The 16758-nt window shown below is 71.9% G+C and carries 9 protein-coding genes; 6 read left to right on the top strand and 3 right to left on the bottom strand.

Annotation, left to right across the window (positions count from 1 at the left end; genetic code table 11):
- The first annotated feature begins 4 nt into the window (after positions 1-4).
- Together ACZ7KF_RS16735 and galE are read left to right on the top strand one after the other, a co-directional pair.
- The gene (locus ACZ7KF_RS16735) at positions 5-1702 is read left to right on the top strand and encodes a glycosyltransferase (protein WP_471074610.1); all 1698 of its coding nucleotides are present in this window, start codon (positions 5-7) and stop codon (positions 1700-1702) included.
- An 18-nt stretch (positions 1703-1720) separates the two neighbouring features.
- Positions 1721-2701, top strand: a complete 981-nt coding sequence (gene galE / locus ACZ7KF_RS16730) for a UDP-glucose 4-epimerase GalE (protein ID WP_471074607.1) — start codon at positions 1721-1723, stop codon at positions 2699-2701.
- 157 nt (positions 2702-2858) lie between these two features.
- Here galE and ACZ7KF_RS16725 read toward each other — a convergent pair whose 3' ends face one another.
- Complete coding sequence (locus tag ACZ7KF_RS16725; protein WP_471074604.1) at positions 2859-3497, bottom strand: TetR/AcrR family transcriptional regulator; 639 nt, start codon at positions 3495-3497, stop codon at positions 2859-2861.
- 203 nt (positions 3498-3700) lie between these two features.
- On the opposite strand from ACZ7KF_RS16725, the gene ACZ7KF_RS16720 reads away from it, so the two are divergent.
- The 4 genes from ACZ7KF_RS16720 (at position 3701) to ACZ7KF_RS16705 (ending at position 9549) form a co-directional block, all read left to right on the top strand.
- Entirely contained in the window at positions 3701-4615 is a 915-nt protein-coding gene (locus tag ACZ7KF_RS16720; protein ID WP_471074601.1) for an ABC transporter permease, read from the top strand.
- A complete protein-coding gene (locus tag ACZ7KF_RS16715) occupies positions 4608-5600 on the top strand; it encodes an ABC transporter ATP-binding protein (protein ID WP_471074598.1) in 993 nt (330 codons plus the stop codon). The genes ACZ7KF_RS16720 and ACZ7KF_RS16715 overlap by 8 nt, the downstream gene beginning before the upstream one ends.
- Positions 5601-5701: 101 nt before the next feature.
- Entirely contained in the window at positions 5702-7906 is a 2205-nt protein-coding gene (locus tag ACZ7KF_RS16710) for a CDP-glycerol glycerophosphotransferase family protein (RefSeq protein ID WP_471074595.1), read from the top strand.
- Positions 7903-9549, top strand: a complete 1647-nt coding sequence (locus ACZ7KF_RS16705) for a glycosyltransferase (RefSeq protein WP_471074592.1) — start codon at positions 7903-7905, stop codon at positions 9547-9549. Before ACZ7KF_RS16710 ends, ACZ7KF_RS16705 begins: the two co-directional genes overlap by 4 nt.
- 27 nt (positions 9550-9576) lie before the next feature.
- Here ACZ7KF_RS16705 and ACZ7KF_RS16700 read toward each other — a convergent pair whose 3' ends face one another.
- Both ACZ7KF_RS16700 and ACZ7KF_RS16695 read right to left on the bottom strand, forming a co-directional pair.
- Complete coding sequence (locus ACZ7KF_RS16700) at positions 9577-11094, bottom strand: hypothetical protein (RefSeq protein ID WP_471074589.1); 1518 nt, start codon at positions 11092-11094, stop codon at positions 9577-9579.
- Between the two features lie 264 nt (positions 11095-11358).
- Complete coding sequence (locus ACZ7KF_RS16695; RefSeq protein ID WP_471074586.1) at positions 11359-16302, bottom strand: NAD-glutamate dehydrogenase; 4944 nt, start codon at positions 16300-16302, stop codon at positions 11359-11361.
- Positions 16303-16758 lie beyond the last annotated feature (456 nt).

The following is a 16758-nucleotide window of genomic DNA, read 5'->3' as shown; positions in this document are numbered from 1 at the left end:
ACCCATGGACCCCATGCATCCAGAACCCCGACCACCGCGAGAACCGCACGCGGAACCGGCCCCGGAGCCGGAGCCTCGGGTCGCCGTCGTCGTCATCGGGTACAACGACCGCGCCCATGTGGCCGACGCCGTGCGCTCGGCGCTGGCGCAGGGGCCCGCGGTCGCCGAGGTGATCGCGGTGGACGACTGCTCCACCGACGGCAGCGACGGACTGCTCGGCGAGCTGGCCGCCGGCGAACCGCGGTTGCGGGTGCTGCGCCGGAGTGTGAACAGCGGCGGCTGCGGCAGCCCCCGCAACACCGGGATCGACGCGGCGACGGCGCCGTACGTGATGTTCCTGGACAGCGACGACGTGCTGCCGCCCGGTGCGGTGGAGGCGCTGCGGGCGGCGGCCACGGGGGCGCGCGCCGAGGTCGCGAGCGGCTTGTGCGTGCGCCGGGAGCTGCCCTCGGGGCGCGAACAGCCCTGGCAGGCACCCCTTTACACGGCGCCCACCGTCCTCGCGCACCCCTCCCAGCGCCCCCGGCTGGTCCACGACACACTGTGCGTCAACAAGCTGTACCGCACCGACTTCCTGCGCGCACACGGCATCCGCTTCCCCGAGGGCCGCTTCCTCTACGAGGACTTCGTCTTCACCGCGCGCGTGCTGGCCGCGAGCCCGCGGGTCGCACTCGTCCCCGACCGGGTCTACGTGTGGCAGGTGCGCCGGTCGGCCGAGCGGCTGTCGCTCTCACTGGACCGCGAGCGCATCGAGAACTGGACGGCGCGCGTCGAGGCGTGCGCGCTGGCGTACGACATTCTGCTGGGCGCCGGGCAGAAGGAGCTGGCGCGGGCGGCACGGGCCAAGTTCCTCGACCACGAGGTGCGTATGTACGCGCGCGAACTGGGGTTGCGCGACGCGGACTACCAGCGCGCGTGGTGGGCGCACACCCGGGAGTACCTCGCGCGCTACGACGCGGCCGACTGGAATCCCAACCCCGCCGCCCCCGGCCGCCTGCTCGCACGGGTCGTCCTGACCTCCCCCGAGCCCCGCGACCTGCCCCGCCTGCGCGAACTCGCCGCCCGCCCCGCCCGGCTGCTCCCGCCCTACGCCCGCGCCGCCGACGGCACCCCGGTCTGGTCCCCCGGCCTCCCCCAGGTCTCCCTGGCCCCGCTGCTGACCGGACCCGTCTCCGCGCTCCCCCTCGCGGTGGACGCGGAACTGCGCCCGCGCGCGCGAGCCTCGCTGCTGTGTCTGCGGCTGCACGAGCTGTACGGAAGGGTGGCCGGGGCGGGCCCGCGGGAGGTGGACGTGGAGTGGCACGCGCGCGAGGACGAGCGCACGGGCGGGCGTACGACGGTGACGCTCACGCCCGCCGGCGCGGACGTCTGGTCGGCGCAGGTGCCCGTCCAGCCGGCGGCACTCGGCTCGGGTACCTGGGACCTGCGGCTGACCCTGCGCTTCGCGGACGGCGCGCGACGGGAGGTCACGGCGCACGCCCTCGCGGGCGCCGGACGGCTGCGCCGACGCGCCGTGCCGAGCGCCGTGCACGGCGTGATCCTGGTGCAGCCGTACGCCACGCACTCCGGCGCGCTGGCGGTGCGTGTGGCGACCGGCCCGCGCGGAGTGCTGAGGGTGGCCCGCGGCCGGCTCCGCCGCCTGCTTCACTGGGACACGGGACCGGGGCCCGGCGGACGACACCCGGGCCCACCGACCAGCTGACGAGGAGACGCCCCGCACATGACCTGGCTGATCACCGGCGGTGCCGGATACATCGGGGCGCACGTCGTACGGGCGATGGCCGAGGCGGGCGAGCGCGCGGTCGTCTACGACGACCTGTCCACAGGTGTCGCCGAGCGGGTACCGGCCGAGATCCCCCTGGTGCGCGGCTCGGTCCTGGACGCGGACGCGGTGGCCCGCGCCCTCGCCGGGCACGGGATCACCGGGGTGGTGCATCTGGCGGCGAAGAAGCAGGTGGGTGAGTCGGTGCTCCGCCCGCTGCACTACTACCGGGAGAACGTCGAGGGTCTGCGCGTGCTGCTGGAGGCGGTGACGAAGGCGGAGATCCGCTCCTTCCTCTTCTCCTCCTCCGCGGCCGTCTACGGCATGCCCGACGTCGACCTGGTGACGGAGGAGACCCCCTGCCACCCGCTGTCCCCCTACGGCGAGACCAAGCTGGCCGGCGAGTGGCTGGTCCGTGCCACGGGCCGGGCGACCGGCCTCGCCACGGCATCGCTCCGCTACTTCAACGTGGCGGGCGCGGCCGACCCCGAGCTGGCCGACAACGGCGTGTCCAACCTGATCCCGATGGTCTTCGAACGGCTCGGCGAGGGCGCTGCGCCACGTGTCTTCGGCGACGACTACCCGACCCCCGACGGCACCTGCGTGCGCGACTACATCCACGTCGCCGACCTGGCCGAGGCCCATGTGACCGTCGCCCGCGCCCTGCGCTCCTCCCCCGGCACCGATCTGACCCTCAACATCGGCCGCGGCGAGGGTGTCTCCGTCCGCGAGATGATCGACTGCGTCAACGCGGTCACCGGTTACGACCGTCCCCCGACGGTCACCCCCCGCCGCCCCGGCGACCCCGCCCGCGTCGTGGCCTCCGCCACCCGGATCGCCACGGAACTCGGCTGGCGGGCCAAGTACGACGTCCAGGACATGGTCGCGTCGGCCTGGGAGGGCTGGCTGCTCGGCCATCCGGAGGCGGCACGCTCCTAGGGCCTCTCGTTTGGATCATGCCGGGCTCGCGGGCCCTGGCACCGCTCCCTGATCCGGCCTGATCCAAACGAAGGACCCTGGCGGACCCCGTCGGCCTCACTGCGCCGGCCGGTCCCGCCCGCCGCCCGGCCGGCGGCGGGCGGGCGACCAGCGGGTGTCACAGTGCCTTGAGCGCCCCTGCCGTGGCCCGGGCCAGCTTTTCCAGGTAGCCCTTGGGGAGTTTGGGGGAGCGGATGACCACCGAGCGCCAGTAGAGGGGGCCCGAGATCAGGTCCAGGGCGAGGTCGGGGTCGACGCCCGGACCCAGTTCCCCCCGCGCTTCCGCCGCCGCCACGATCCTGCTGGCCACACCCTCCTGGCCGTCCCGCAGCGCCTTCTGGAGCGCCTCCGCGATCTCGGGGTTGCGGGCCGCCTCCGCCTGGAGATCGGGGATGATCTGGGACGCCACCGGGTGGCGCAGGGCACGGGAGGTGACCTCGTAGAGGAGGCGCAGGTCGCCCTCCAGAGAGCCCGTGTCGGGGACCGGGAAGCCGGTCACGGCCATCGCGGAGACGACGTCCAGGACCAGGTGGAGTTTCGAACGCCAGCGCCGGTACACCGCCGTCTTGCCGACGCCGGCCCGGCGGGCGATGCCCTCGATGGACATGCGCGCGTAGCCGACGGCCGCCAGTTCCTCGAAGACGGCCGCCCGGATGGCCTCGGTCACGTCCTCCCGGAGCACGGCCGCCCCGGCGGGCGCCCGGCGGCGCGGACGCGCCGGCGGCTCGTCGGCGGACTCGGCGGCGTTCGTCGTCATACCGCACAGCATAGGCCGTCACGACGAAACGGTTGCGTTCCGACGTCCCTTGGGCCTAGTCTCACGTTGCGACGATACGGTCCCGTCCCGACGTAAGAGAACATGAAGAGAAGCGTAAGGAAACGCCGGACGACGGGCTCGGACACGGCGAACCCGGCGAGAGCCGGGCGCAGCACCCCCTCCCCCGAGCGAAAGCAGCGGATGTGAGCCAGGTCCTCCACACACCGCCCCCCACCCGGGCCCCGGCCGGCGACGATCTCGCGGCGCTCGCGGCCCGGCACGGCCTGTCGGTCAGCGGCGCCCGCCCCTCCCTGCCGGAGTACGTCCGCCAGCTGTGGGCCCGGCGCCACTTCATCAGCGCCTTCGCCACCGCCAAGCTCACCGCTCAGTACAGCCAGGCGAAGCTCGGCCAGATCTGGCAGGTCATGAACCCGCTGCTGAACGCGGCGGTCTACTACTTCATCTTCGGCGTGCTGCTCGGCACCAAGCACAACGTGCCGGACTACGTCCCCTTCCTGGTCACGGGCGTGTTCATCTGGACGTTCACGCAGAGCTCGATCATGGCCGGCACCCGCGCGATCTCCGGCAACCTCGGCCTGGTGCGCGCCCTGCACTTCCCGCGCGCCGCCCTGCCGATCTCCTTCGCGCTCCAGCAGCTCCAGCAGCTGCTGTTCTCGATGGCCGCGCTGATCGTCATCCTGCTCGTCTTCGGCGTGCCGGTCGCCGTCTCGTGGGTGCTGGCGATCCCGGCGCTCGTTCTGCAGTTCACGTTCAACGCGGGCGTGTCGATGATCGTGGCCCGGATGGGCGCCAAGACCCCGGACATCGCCCAGCTGATGCCCTTCGTGCTGCGCACCTGGATGTACGTGTCCGGTGTGATGTGGAGCATCGACAAGATCACCTCGCACGACAAGCTGCCGCGCGTCGTCACGGTCCTGCTGGAGCTGAACCCGGCCGCCGTCTACATCGACCTGATGCGGTTCGCGCTGATCGACAGCTTCCACGCCGCGTCGCTGCCCCCGCACGTGTGGGCGGCGGCCACGGGCTGGGCCCTGCTCGCTGGCATCGGCGGCTTCATCTACTTCTGGAAGGCTGAGGAGACGTACGGCCGTGGCTGAGCAGACCCCCGAGAACACCGAGAAGGCCCCCACCGTCGTCGCCGACGCCGTCGACATCGTCTACCGGGTCAACGGCACCGGTGCCGGCCGCGGCACCGCCACCGCCGCCCTCAACCGCATCCTGCGCCGCAAGCAGGCCGAGAAGGCGGCCGGCGTGCGCAAGGTGCACGCGGTCAAGAAGGTGTCGTTCGTCGCCTACAAGGGTGAGGCGATCGGACTCATCGGCACCAACGGCTCCGGCAAGTCGACCCTGCTCAAGGCCGTCGCCGGGCTGCTCCCGGTGGAGAACGGGCACATCTACACCGACGGCCAGCCGTCCCTGCTGGGCGTCAACGCGGCCATGATGAACGACCTCACCGGCGAGCGGAACGTCTTCCTCGGCGGGCTCGCCATGGGCATGTCCCGGGAGCAGGTCAAGGAGCGGTACCAGGACATCGTCGACTTCTCCGGGATCAACGAGAAGGGCGACTTCATCACCCTGCCGATGCGCACGTACTCCTCCGGCATGGCCGCCCGGCTCCGCTTCTCCATCGCCGCCGCCAAGGACCACGACGTCCTGCTGATCGACGAGGCGCTGGCCACCGGCGACCGCTCCTTCCAGAAGCGTTCCGAGGCACGCATCCGCGAGCTGCGACAGCACGCGGGCACGGTCTTCCTGGTCAGCCACAACAACAAGTCGATCCGCGACACCTGCGAGCGGGTCCTGTGGCTGGAGCGCGGCGAGCTGCGCATGGACGGGCCGACGGAGGAGGTCATGAAGGAGTACGAGGCCTTCACCGGCGACAAGAAGCCGGCCCCGAAGAAGCCCGCCCCGAAGAGCCCCGCACCCAAGGCCGAGGCGAAAACCGCGGGGAACCCGGAGGCGAACACAGGAGGGAACCCGGAGGCGAAAACCGCGGGGAACCCGGAGGCGAACACAGGAGGGAACCCGGAGGCGAAGACCGCGGGGAACCCGGAGGCGCCGAAAGTCCCTCTTCCCTCCTGAGCCCAGCTCTTACCCGAGACACGATTATCCCTTTCATCCGTTTAGTAGCAGTATGTTATGAAAGGTGTACTCGGAGACGACGAGCCGAAGGAGTCCCTGCGATGCCCCAGCTGAGCGTGATCGTCCACGGACCGAACACGCAGGGACATCTGGCCGAGCTACTGGACTCCTTGGCGGCCCACCCCCTCCCCGATGCCGAGGTGATCGTCGCCGCCGTCGGCGACTGGGCCCGGGAGACGGCCGAACGCCACACCACCGAGACGATCGTCGTACCGCTGCCGGACGGCACCGGTGACGCGGCGGCCCGGACGGCCGGCGCCGCCCGCGCGACCGGCCGCTGGCTGCACTTCGTCCACGCCAAGGACGGCCTGCCGGCCGGCGCGCCCCGCCTGATCGCCGAACGGACCGCCGAACTGGACGCCGTCGGCCCCCCGGTGGACGTCCTGCTCTTCGACCACGTCACCACCACCTGGAAGACCGCCGCCGTCCCCTCCCGGGACGGGCGCCGGCTCGCCGCCGTCGGCCGGGCCGGTCTCCCCCTGGCCGAGGCGGCCGACCTGCTGCGGCTCACCCCGCTGCTCGGCAACCGCGCCCTGCGTGCCGCGTTCTGGCAGGCCCACGAGGAGCAGTTGACCACCGACGACGAGCCGTGCGCCGCCCACTCGGCCCTGCTGTGCGCCGACCGCGTCGCCTGCCTGAACCAGCCCGCCTACGAACACCGCGTGCTGCGCCCCGAGAGCCTGCCCCCGCGCGCCCCCGAGGACCGCCTCGCGCTCATCGACCGCTACGAGTCCCTGCTCCCGCTCACCCGGGACCGCCGCGCCCCCCGCGCGGTGCTGTACGACCTCATGGTGCGTGACCTGGTGCGCACCTTCGCCCGCGAGGACCTGCCCGAGCCGCTGGCCCGCGAGTTCTTCCGCCGCGCCTCCCTGGCCGCGGTCCGCTGGCGTCCCGAGGGCCACCGGCGCCCGGCAGGTCCCGAGGGCGTGCGGCACGGGCTGCTGGAGGAGGGCGCCTACGCCAGGTACCGCGCGTTCCAGGCCGCCAACCGCACCCGCCGCGCCGCCCGCGCGGCCGTACGGACCCGCAAGCGGCAACTGGGCGTCAAGGTCCGCGACCACCTGTACCGCCGCGCCCTGAGCCGCCCGGTGGACCCCGGCCTGGCCGTGTTCGCCGCCTACTGGGACCGCGGCGTGGCCTGCAACCCGGCCGCGATCGCCGCCAAGCTGGCCGAGCTCGCCCCGCACATCCACCCCGTGTGGGTCGTCAACAAGGAGAAGGCGGCCCTGCTGCCGCCCGGCACCGACCACGTGATCCCCGGCACCCGCCGCTACTGGGAGACCCTGGCCACCGCCAAGTACCTCACGAACAACGTCAACTTCCCGAACGGTGTGGTGAAGCGCCCGGACGCCATCCACCTCCAGACCCACCACGGCACCCCGCTCAAACGCATGGGCCTGGACCAGATGGACCATCCGGCCGCCGCCCAGGGCCTGGACTTCGCCGCCCTGCTGGCCCGCATCGACAAGTGGGACTACAGCATCAGCGCCAACAGCCACTCCACCCGCATGTGGGAGCGCGCCTACCCGTCCCGCTACACCTCGCTGGACCACGGTTATCCGCGCAACGACGTGTACTACACGGCCACCGCCGCCGACGTCCGCGCGGCCCGCGACCGCCTCGGCATCGCGCCCGGCCGGACGGCCGTCCTGTACGCCCCCACCCACCGCGACTACGAGGCCGGCTTCACCCCCCGGGTCGACCTCGCCGCCCTCGCCGACCGCCTCGGCGAGAACACCGTCCTCCTGGTCCGCGCCCACTACTTCTACGGCGGCACCGCCTCCCCGCTGACCGGCCTGCGCCGCTCCGGCCGGATCATCGACGTCTCCTCCTACGACCCCGTCGAGGAACTGTGCCTGGCCGCCGACGCGCTGGTCACGGACTACTCGTCGATCATGTTCGACTACGCCAACCTGGACCGGCCGATCGTGATCCACGCCGACGACTGGGAGACCTACCGGACCACCCGCGGTGTCTATTTCGACCTGATGGCCGAACACCCCGGCCAGGTCGCCCGCACCCAGGAGGAACTCACGGAGATCTTCGTCTCCGGCGCCTGGCGCGACGAGAGCGCGGCCAAGGCGCGGGCGGCGTTCCGGCGCCGGTTCTGCGAGTACGACGACGGGCGCGCCGCCGAGCGGGTCGTCCGGCGGGTGTTCCTCGGCGAACCGGAGGAGGTACTGCCACCGGTGCTCCCCGTGGAGGACCGCACCCCCGCCCCCACCCCCGAGGAGGCCACGGCATGACCCTCCCCGACGTCACGGTCACGGTCATCGTCCACAACGACGCGGCCCGCCTCCCGCGTGCGGTCGCCTCCCTGCGCGCGCAGACCCACACGAACATCGAGATCATCATCAGCGACGACCACTCCACGGACGACACGCCGTCCGTGGCACGGGCGCTGGCGGCGCAGGACCACCGCATCCGCTGCATCCGCCTGCCGGACAACAGCGGCGGGTGCAGCGCCCCGCGCAACCGGGCCATCGAGATCGCCCGGGCGCCGTACCTGATGTTCCTGGACAGCGACGACGAACTCCCGCCGCGAGCGGTGGAACTGCTGCTCGCCGCGCATCGCGCCCAGGAGGTGGACTTCGCCATGGGCGCGGTCCGCCGGGTCCGGGTGGACAACGGCCGCCGCTCGACCTGGATGCCGCACCTGGTCGCCGAACGCCGCACGCTGGCGGGCATCGAGGAGGAGCCGCGGCTGCTCTTCGAGCACCTGGCGACCAGCAAGATGTACGCCCGCACCTTCCTGGACCGCCACCGGCTGCGCTTCCCCGAGGGCATCCACTACGAGGACCAGTTGTTCTCGGCGCAGGCGTACTGCCTGGCCGAGGCGTTCACGATCATTCCGGACCCGGTGTACGTCTGGTACATCGAGCCGTTCGCCGCCGCGTCCGCCGCCTCCATCTCCAACCAGCGGCACAGGCTCTCCAACGTCCGCGACCGCGTGCACGTGCAGCGGCTGATCGACGAGTTCCTGGTGAGCAGCGGGCACGCGGGGCTGCGGGAGGACAAGGACTACAAGTTCCTCAAGCACGACTTCCGGATGTACGCCGGCGACCTGCCGTACCGGGACGAGGAGTGGCTGGCCTCCTTCGCGGACCTGATGAACCCCTACCTGGACACGTTGTCCCCCGGCGCGTACGAACGGCTGCCGCGGCCGGAGCGGGTGGTGCTGGAGCTGGTGCGGGACGGCCGCACGGCCGAGGCCCGGCTGGCGGCGCGCGGGCTGGGACACGGGGTGGCGCCACGGCACGTGACGACCGACGCCGCGGGCACCCCGTACTGGGGTGACACGCCGCCCGCCACGGACCGTGCCCGCCGCGAACTGGACCTGTCCGAGCTGGAGTTGGACACCCGGCCGTTCTCCGCGGCCCAGTTCCGCCACGAGATCACCGAGCTGACGCCCGGCCCGGGTGCGTCGCTGACCCTCGCGATCCGCACGTACGACCCCGGCCTCCGCCTGCCCGTGGGCCCGCAGCGCGCGTCCCTGCTCCTCACTCCGGGCCGGCGCCGGATGACGATCCCCTTCCGGCTGGACCCGGTCCGTCCCGGCGTCTTCGACGGCACGGTCCGCCTCGACCTCGCCGCCGCCTCGCTCCCCCTCCACGGCTTCGAGGGCGTACGCCACCCCGTGATCCGCCTCGACCAGCAGGGCCTGTCCCACTCGGGCCTGCTGCTGGCGCCCCTCGACATCCCGCCCCGCAGGATCCGGGTCGGCGCCCACGAACTCACGGTCGAACCGGAGTCCCGCAACCCCGGGCGTCTCCAGCTTCGCTGGCATCCGGTCGGAGCGACGGCCCGGGTGATCCGTCCGATGGTCCGACGGCTGGCCCGCCCCCGGGTGCGGAACGCCGTGCGGCTGGTGGCGAGTGCGTTGCGCTGAGCGGGTCGGCCGTCCGCCCCGGGCCGCTCAGCGGAGCACTCGGTACAGGACCTGGTGGCCCGGACCCACGGCCGCCTTCCGGAGCCACGGTGCCGCCGACGACGGACCGCCGACGACCCACCGCACCCCGTACTCCCGCAGAATCCCCCGCCGCTCCTCCCCGGACGCTCCCGCCGCGAAATACCGCTCCACCGCCGCCTCCCGCCGCGCGCCGTCCGCCAGGAACACGTCCGGATACCCGGGCGCCACGGTGTACGGCCCGTACGCGGGGATCTGCCGAGCCGGAAACGTGCGGGCCATCACCACGTCCCCGTACTCCACCCCGGCCCGCATGATCCATTGATAACCCGCCCAGGGCGTCCGGTACTTCGCGGCGACCACCCCGGGCAGCCCGTCCCGCCCCACCACGTACCCGAGCGTCCCGGCCTGCGTCCACGCCCCCACCGCCAGCGCGGCGAGCAGCAGGCACGCCCACCCCTGGCGCACCGCCCGCCGCCCCGCCGACACCACCTCCAGCGCGGCCGCGAGCTGTGCCGGGATCAGCGCCGCAGGCAGGGCGCGGCCCCAGGAGTAGTGGCCGGTCAGACCGCCCGCCGCGCACACGAGCGCGCCGAGGAGGAAGAAGAGGACCAGCGGGTCCCGGTGGTTCCGCCGCCACCGGAAGGCCAGCGCCACCACCCCGAGCGACACCAGTCCGAACCTTCCGGCGAGGTCCTGGTACAGCGGCCGGTGGATGGCCTCCAGGTCCGCGCCCGCGGCGAACAGCTCGAAGAAGTCGTAGTACGGCCAGAGCCACAGCACCAGCAGCCCCGCCGACAGCCCGGCGCCGAGCCGGAGCAGCACCGTCCGGGCCGGCCGGGCCGCGAGCAGCACGGCGAGGGCACCGAGGGAGGCCACGACCCCGGTGAACTGGTGACACAGCAGGATCACCGCCCACAGCAGCCCCAGCCCGACCCACCCCGGCCGGCCGGTCTCCACGAGCGGCGAGCGCGTCAGCCATGCCCAGAAGTGGAAGGTGAGCCCGAGCGCGAACACGCTGGGGTACGACACCGTCAGCGCGAGGGAGTTCAGCCCGAGGAAGCCGCTCCACTCGAAGAGCCGCGGCCCCCAGAGGAGGAGCAGGGCGAGCAGGGCCAGGGCGGGGGCGGCACGGTGGGCGCTGAGGGTGCGGACGTAGCGCCACACCCCGGTGACCAGCAGGCCCAGCCCGGCGAGCGCGGCCAGGCGCAGGACCACGAAGACCGACAGGCCGGTCAGCTTGGCGACGATGCCGAGCACCAGCATCCACGGCGAGTAGTACGGGCTCGGTGTGTCGGCGTCGACCAGTGGGTTGCCGGGGTGCAGCAGGCTGTGCCGGAGACGTTGGACCGTGGCCGCGTGCATACCGAGGTCGCCCGCCCACGGCAGGCGGATCACCACCAGGAGCAGCAGCACCACCACGAGCGCGGCGGCGGCCTGCGCCGCCGCCCGGCCGACGCGGGACACCGTGCCGCGCGACGGTGCCGTACGGCGCTCCGGCTGGGTCTCAGGCGACGCGGTGTGCATGGTGCACCGACCCTACCCGAAGCTCCACTATCCGCAGGAAACGGTAATTCCACCGCGAGTTGCACGCGACGCGGGTTCGTCGGGACGCGTGCCGCGTGTTCGTCAGGACGCGCGACGCGCGTTCCTCGCGACGCGGGTCGCGGGTTTCTCGCCGAGGGAGGGCGGGAGAGCCCGGTCGGGGCGGGCAGCGACGAAGGCGCCCCGGACCGCAGTCGGCCCGGGGCGCCTTTCGTGCCTGACGGCTGCGCAGGTGTGCGCGTCCGGCTACGAGTGCGTGCGCAGCAGCGTCCGCATCGTGCGCATCGCCACCGACAGGTTGGCGAGGTCGAACGAATCCGAGCTGCGGATCTCGTCCAGGGTGGTGCGGGCCCGGCCCAGGATCGCGGAGTTCTTCTGCTCCCAGGCCTCGAACCGCTGTTCCGGCGTCGAGGTGCCGTTGCCCGCCGCGAGGACATCCGCGGTCAGGGCCGCGTGCGCCGCGTACAGGTCCTCGCGGATGGAGGCGCGGGCCATGGACTGCCAGCGGTCGGCGCGGGGCAGCTCGATGATCCGGTCCATCAGCTGGGTGATGCTGAGCCGGTCGGCGAGGTCGTAGTAGACCTCGGCGACGTCCAGCGGCTCCTTGCCCATGCGGTCGGCCACCGAGACGATGTCGAGCGCCGGGAAGGCGGAGGAGAAGCCCGCCACGCGGGTGGCGATCTCGTCCGGGACGCCGGCCGCGGACAGCTCGTCGTACACGTGCTGGTACCACTCCAGGTCCGCGCCGCGCAGCAGCTTCGGCAGCTCCTGCCAGACCCGCTCGACCCGGTCGACGAAGAACTCGACCGTCTCGGCGAGCTGGAGCGGCTGCGGCCGGTTGTTCAGCAGCCAGCGGGTGCCGCGCTCGACCAGGCGGCGCGAGTGCAGCCGGATGCGGGTCTGGACGGCCGCGTCGACCTTGTTGTCCAGGGCCTCCACCGCGTCCCACACCGGTGCCGAGGAGAAGATCGCGCGGGCCACGGTCTGGGCGCGGACGATCTCCTCCAGGGAGGCGCCGGTCTCCTCGCGCATACGGTGCAGGTACGTCGTACCGCCCGTGTTCACCGTGTCGTTGACCAGCACGGTCGTGGTGATCTCGCGCCGCAGCGGGTGGTTGTCGATGGCCTCGGCGAAGCGCTCGCGCAGGGCCGTCGGGAAGTACGCGTGCAGCAGGGTGCGCAGGTACGGGTCGTCCGGCAGCGAGGTGTGCAGCAGCTCCTCGGCGACCGTGATCTTCGTGTACGCCAGCACGACGGCCGTCTCCGGGCTGGTCAGGCCCTGGCCCTGTGCGAGGCGCTCGCGGATCTGCCGGTCGGTCGGCAGGAACTCCAGCGCGCGGTCCAGGTGGCCCTCGCGCACCAGGTGGCGGATGAACCGCTGCTGGGCGTGGAGCATGGCGTTGGCCTGGGACAGGGCGTTGGCGAGGGCGGTGTTCTGCGCGTAGTTGTTGCGCAGGACCAGCGCGCCGACCTCGTCGGTCATCTCGGCGAGCAGCTTGTTGCGCTGCTTGACGGTCATGTCGCCGTCCGCGACCAGGCCGTTCAGCAGGATCTTGATGTTCACCTCGTGGTCGGAGGTGTCCACGCCGGCGCTGTTGTCGATCGCGTCCGTGTTGATCTTGCCGCCGAGCATGGCGAACTCGATGCGGCCGAGCTGGGTCAGGCCCAGGTTGCCGCCCTCGCCGACGACCTTGACCCGCAGGTCGGCGCCGTCGACGCGGATGGCGTCGTTGGCCTTGTCGCCGACGTCGGCGTTCGACTCCGCCGACGACTTCACGTACGTCCCGATGCCGCCGTTCCACAGCAGGTCCACCGGCGCCTTGAGGATCGTCTTCATCAGGTCGGCCGGGGTCATCTTGGTGACCTTGTCGGCGATGCCGAGGGCCTCGCGGATGTGGCTGTTCAGCGTGATCGACTTGGCGCTGCGCGGGAAGATCCCGCCGCCCGGCGACAGCAGCGCGGTGTCGTAGTCGGCCCAGCTGGAGCGGGGCAGCTCGAACAGGCGGCGGCGCTCGGCGTAGGAGGTGGCCGCGTCCGGGACGGGGTCGATGAAGATGTGGCGGTGGTCGAAGGCGGCGACCAGGCGGATGTGCTCGGAGAGCAGCATGCCGTTGCCGAACACGTCACCGGACATGTCACCGATGCCGACGACCGTGAAGTCCTCGGACTGCGTGTCCACGCCCAGCTCACGGAAGTGCCGCTTCACGGACTCCCAGGCGCCGCGCGCGGTGATGCCCATGCCCTTGTGGTCGTAGCCGGCCGAGCCGCCGGAGGCGAAGGCGTCGCCGAGCCAGAAGTTGTACTTCTCGGCGACCCCGTTGGCGATGTCCGAGAAGGTCGCGGTGCCCTTGTCGGCGGCGACCACCAGGTAGGTGTCGTCGCCGTCGTGCCGGACCACGTCCTGCGGCGGCACGACCTCACCGGCCACCATGTTGTCGGTGATGTCGAGCAGCGCCGAGATGAACGTCTTGTAGCTGGCGATGCCCTCGGCGAGCCAGGCGTCGCGGTCCACGCTCGGGTCCGGCAGCTGCTTGGCGACGAAGCCGCCCTTGGCGCCGACCGGCACGATGACGGTGTTCTTCACCATCTGCGCCTTGACCAGGCCGAGGATCTCCGTGCGGAAGTCCTCACGCCGGTCGGACCAGCGCAGGCCGCCTCGGGCGACCTTGCCGAAGCGCAGGTGCACGCCCTCGACCCGCGGCGAGTACACCCAGATCTCGTACGCCGGGCGGGGCGCGGGCAGGTCCGGGATGGCCTGCGGGTCGAACTTCATGGAGACGTAGTCGTGCGGCGTGCCGCCGTGCGCCTCCTGGAAGAAGTTGGTGCGCAGGGTCGCCTTGATGACGGTCAGGAAGGACCGCAGGATGCGGTCCTCGTCCAGGCTGGCCACCTGCTCCAGGGCGGCGTCCAGCTCCTCCAGCAGGGCGTCGGTGATCTCCAGCCCGGCCTTCTGCCGGTCCGGGGACATCCGGGCCTCGAACAGGGAGACGAGGAGCCGGGTGGTGTGGACGTTGTTGCGGAGGGTGTCCTCCATGTAGTCCTGCGAGAAGGTCGAGCCGGCCTGCCGCAGGTACTTGGCGTAGGCGCGCAGCACCATCGCCTGCCGCCAGGTCAGCCCGGCGCTCAGCACGAGGGCGTTGAAGCCGTCGTTCTCGGCCTTGCCGGTCCAGGTCGCGGCGAACGCCTCCTGGAACCGCTCACGGCCGTCGTCGCCCAGGTAGTCGCCGTTGCCGCCGCCGAGCGACTTCGGCATGCGCAGACCGAAGTCGTAGATCCAGGCGGTGGTGCGGTCCGCGCAGCGCAGCTCGTACGGCCGCTCGTCGGTCACCTCGACGCCGAGCCGGCTCAGCACCGGCAGCACCTTGGAGAGGGAGACCGTGCCGCCCTTCTGGTAGATCTTGAAGCGGCGCTCGTCGGGCGCGGCGCCCACCGGCTCGTACAGGCTCAGCGAGAACGCCTTGTCCTCGCTCAGCTGCTCCAGGTGGACCAGGTCGGCGACCGCGGCGCGCGGGCTGTGGTCGGCCTTGTAGCCCTCGGGGAAGGCGTGGTTGTAGCGGCGCAGCACCTCGGCCGCGCGCTCCTCGCCGCACTCGGCGGTCAGTGCCTCGGCGAACGCGTCGGCCCAGGAGCGGGCCGCCTCGACCAGGCGCGCCTCGATGCGGTCCTTGTCGGCGTCCGACAGCTCGGGCAGCTCGGTGCCCTGCGGGACGCGGACGACGAAGTGCAGTCGGGACAGGATCGACTCGGTGTTCCAGGCGGTGAAGTCGACGCTGGTGCCGCCCAGCTCCTCCTTGAGGATGTCGATGATCCTGAGGCGGACGCCGGTGGTGTAGCGGTCGCGCGGGAGGTAGACGAGGGCCGAGTAGTAGCGGCCGTACTCGTCCTGGCGCAGGTAGAGCCGCAGCCTGCGGCGCTCCTGGAGGTAGAGGACGCTCGTGACGATCGACTGGAGCTCGGCGACCGGCGTCTGGAACAGCTCGTCGCGCGGGTAGGTCTCCATGATCTGGAGCAGGTCGCGGCCGTCGTGGCTGTTGGGCGAGAAGCCGGCGCGGTCCAGCACCTCGTCGACCTTGCGGCGGACCACCGGGACCCGGCGCACCGAGTCGGTGTACGCGGCGGAGGAGAACAGGCCGAGGAAGCGGCGCTCGCCGACGACGTTGCCTGCCGCGTCGAACTTCTTGACGCCGATGTAGTCCAGGTACGACGGCCGGTGCACGGTGGACCGGCTGTTGGCCTTGGTCAGCACGAGCAGCTTGTGCTCGCGGGCCTTGGCGCGGGCGTCGGCCGGGAGACGCTCGAAGGAGGGGCTGACGGGGTGCTGGTCGGCCTCGGCGTGGTGCGGGTCCGAGCGCAGTATGCCGAGACCGGTGCCGGGCACGGCGGCGAGCGTGTCGTCGTCGCGCAGCTGGTACTCGCGGTAGCCGAGGAAGGTGAAGTGGTCCGCGTGCAGCCAGTGCAGCAGCTCGCGGGCCTCCTCGACCTCGGGCCGGGGCAGGTCGTCGGGGACGGGCTCGTCCTCCAGGCCGTCGGCGATCCGGGTCGCCGCGTCGCGCATCTTCTCCCAGTCCTCGACGGCCTCACGGACGTCGGACAGGACGCGCAGCAGGTCGGCGGAGATCTGCTTCAGGTCGGCGCGGTCGGTCTCCCGGTCGATCTCGACGTGGATCCAGGACTCGATGTGCGCGTCGTGCGGGAGGTCGCCGCTGGGCGGGGTCGGCAGCACCTCGATCAGCCTGCCGGTCAGGTCACGCCGGACGACGAACTGCGGGTGGATGACGACGTGGATGCCGCGCCCCTGCCGGGTCAGCTCGTTCGTCACGGAGTCGACGAGGAAGGGCATGTCGTCGGTGACGACCTCCACCACGGTGTGGCTGCAGGTCCACCCGTTCTCCTCGACCGTCGGGGTGTGCACCCGGACGTTCGCGGTGCCCTGGGGGCGGGTCTCGGCGAGACGGTAGTGCGAGACCGCGGCACCGAAGACGTCGACCGGGTCGCGGTCGGCGAGGTCTTCCGGGGCGGTGTGCAGGTAGTAGCGCTGGAGGAACGCGAGCACGGATTCGCTGTCCGGGGTGCCGGGGGTGCCCTCGCTCGTCGTCCCGGTCGGTAGGTGCCCCCCGACCGGGCTGTTCTCAGCTACCCGTGCGGCCCTTTCGAGCAGCTCGGCCTTGGCTTCGTCCAGCTTGGTCTGCATTGTCCTCTGGCTCCTGTCGCGCGCCGTTGCGTGACGTAGAAGGAAGTACGGTCTCTTCCCTTGCGACATAACGCCACGGCCCGGGGTGTCCGGTCGGTTCCGACGGTATGCCGCGAGGTGAGATGAGCGGGGGGTATTCGGCCATTGTCGAGATGTCCGTCGGGTGTGACGCTGCTCTCGGCACCGTCGCCGTCCGGACCGGTCCCGGCGCTCCGGAGGCTTCCGCGCCCCCGCCCCGCCCGCGAAGACCAGCGACCGCCGCCCGGTCACGGAAGCGTTCCGTGCAACCCGGGCGCAGGGCAGGAGCAGGATCGCCCCCGCGAGATATCGCGCTGATCACGCCACAAGGCTATCGCCACTTACCCGGGGCCCGTCATGAGCCGTATGTGTACAAAACCGAGGGGTGAAGTTTGACGTTCTGCACAGCGGTGGTGCGGGGCGGAGTGACGTATCCGC

This window comes from Streptomyces sp. NPDC038200 (assembly GCF_055600785.1).
The sequence above is the reverse complement of the archived record's forward strand: the minus strand, read 5'-3'. Positions and strand labels throughout refer to the sequence as shown.

Bases quoted from the DNA above. Each gene is read 5' to 3' on its own strand.
- ACZ7KF_RS16735 (WP_471074610.1), top strand. From the start codon at position 5: ATGGACCCCATGCATCCAGAACCCCGACCACCGCGAGAACCGCACGCG.
- galE (WP_471074607.1), top strand. From the start codon at position 1,721: ATGACCTGGCTGATCACCGGCGGTGCCGGATACATCGGGGCGCACGTC.
- ACZ7KF_RS16725 (WP_471074604.1), bottom strand. From the start codon at position 3,497: ATGACGACGAACGCCGCCGAGTCCGCCGACGAGCCGCCGGCGCGTCCG.
- ACZ7KF_RS16710 (WP_471074595.1), top strand. From the start codon at position 5,702: ATGCCCCAGCTGAGCGTGATCGTCCACGGACCGAACACGCAGGGACAT.
- ACZ7KF_RS16705 (WP_471074592.1), top strand. From the start codon at position 7,903: ATGACCCTCCCCGACGTCACGGTCACGGTCATCGTCCACAACGACGCG.
- ACZ7KF_RS16700 (WP_471074589.1), bottom strand. From the start codon at position 11,094: ATGCACACCGCGTCGCCTGAGACCCAGCCGGAGCGCCGTACGGCACCG.
- ACZ7KF_RS16695 (WP_471074586.1), bottom strand. From the start codon at position 16,302: ATGCAGACCAAGCTGGACGAAGCCAAGGCCGAGCTGCTCGAAAGGGCC.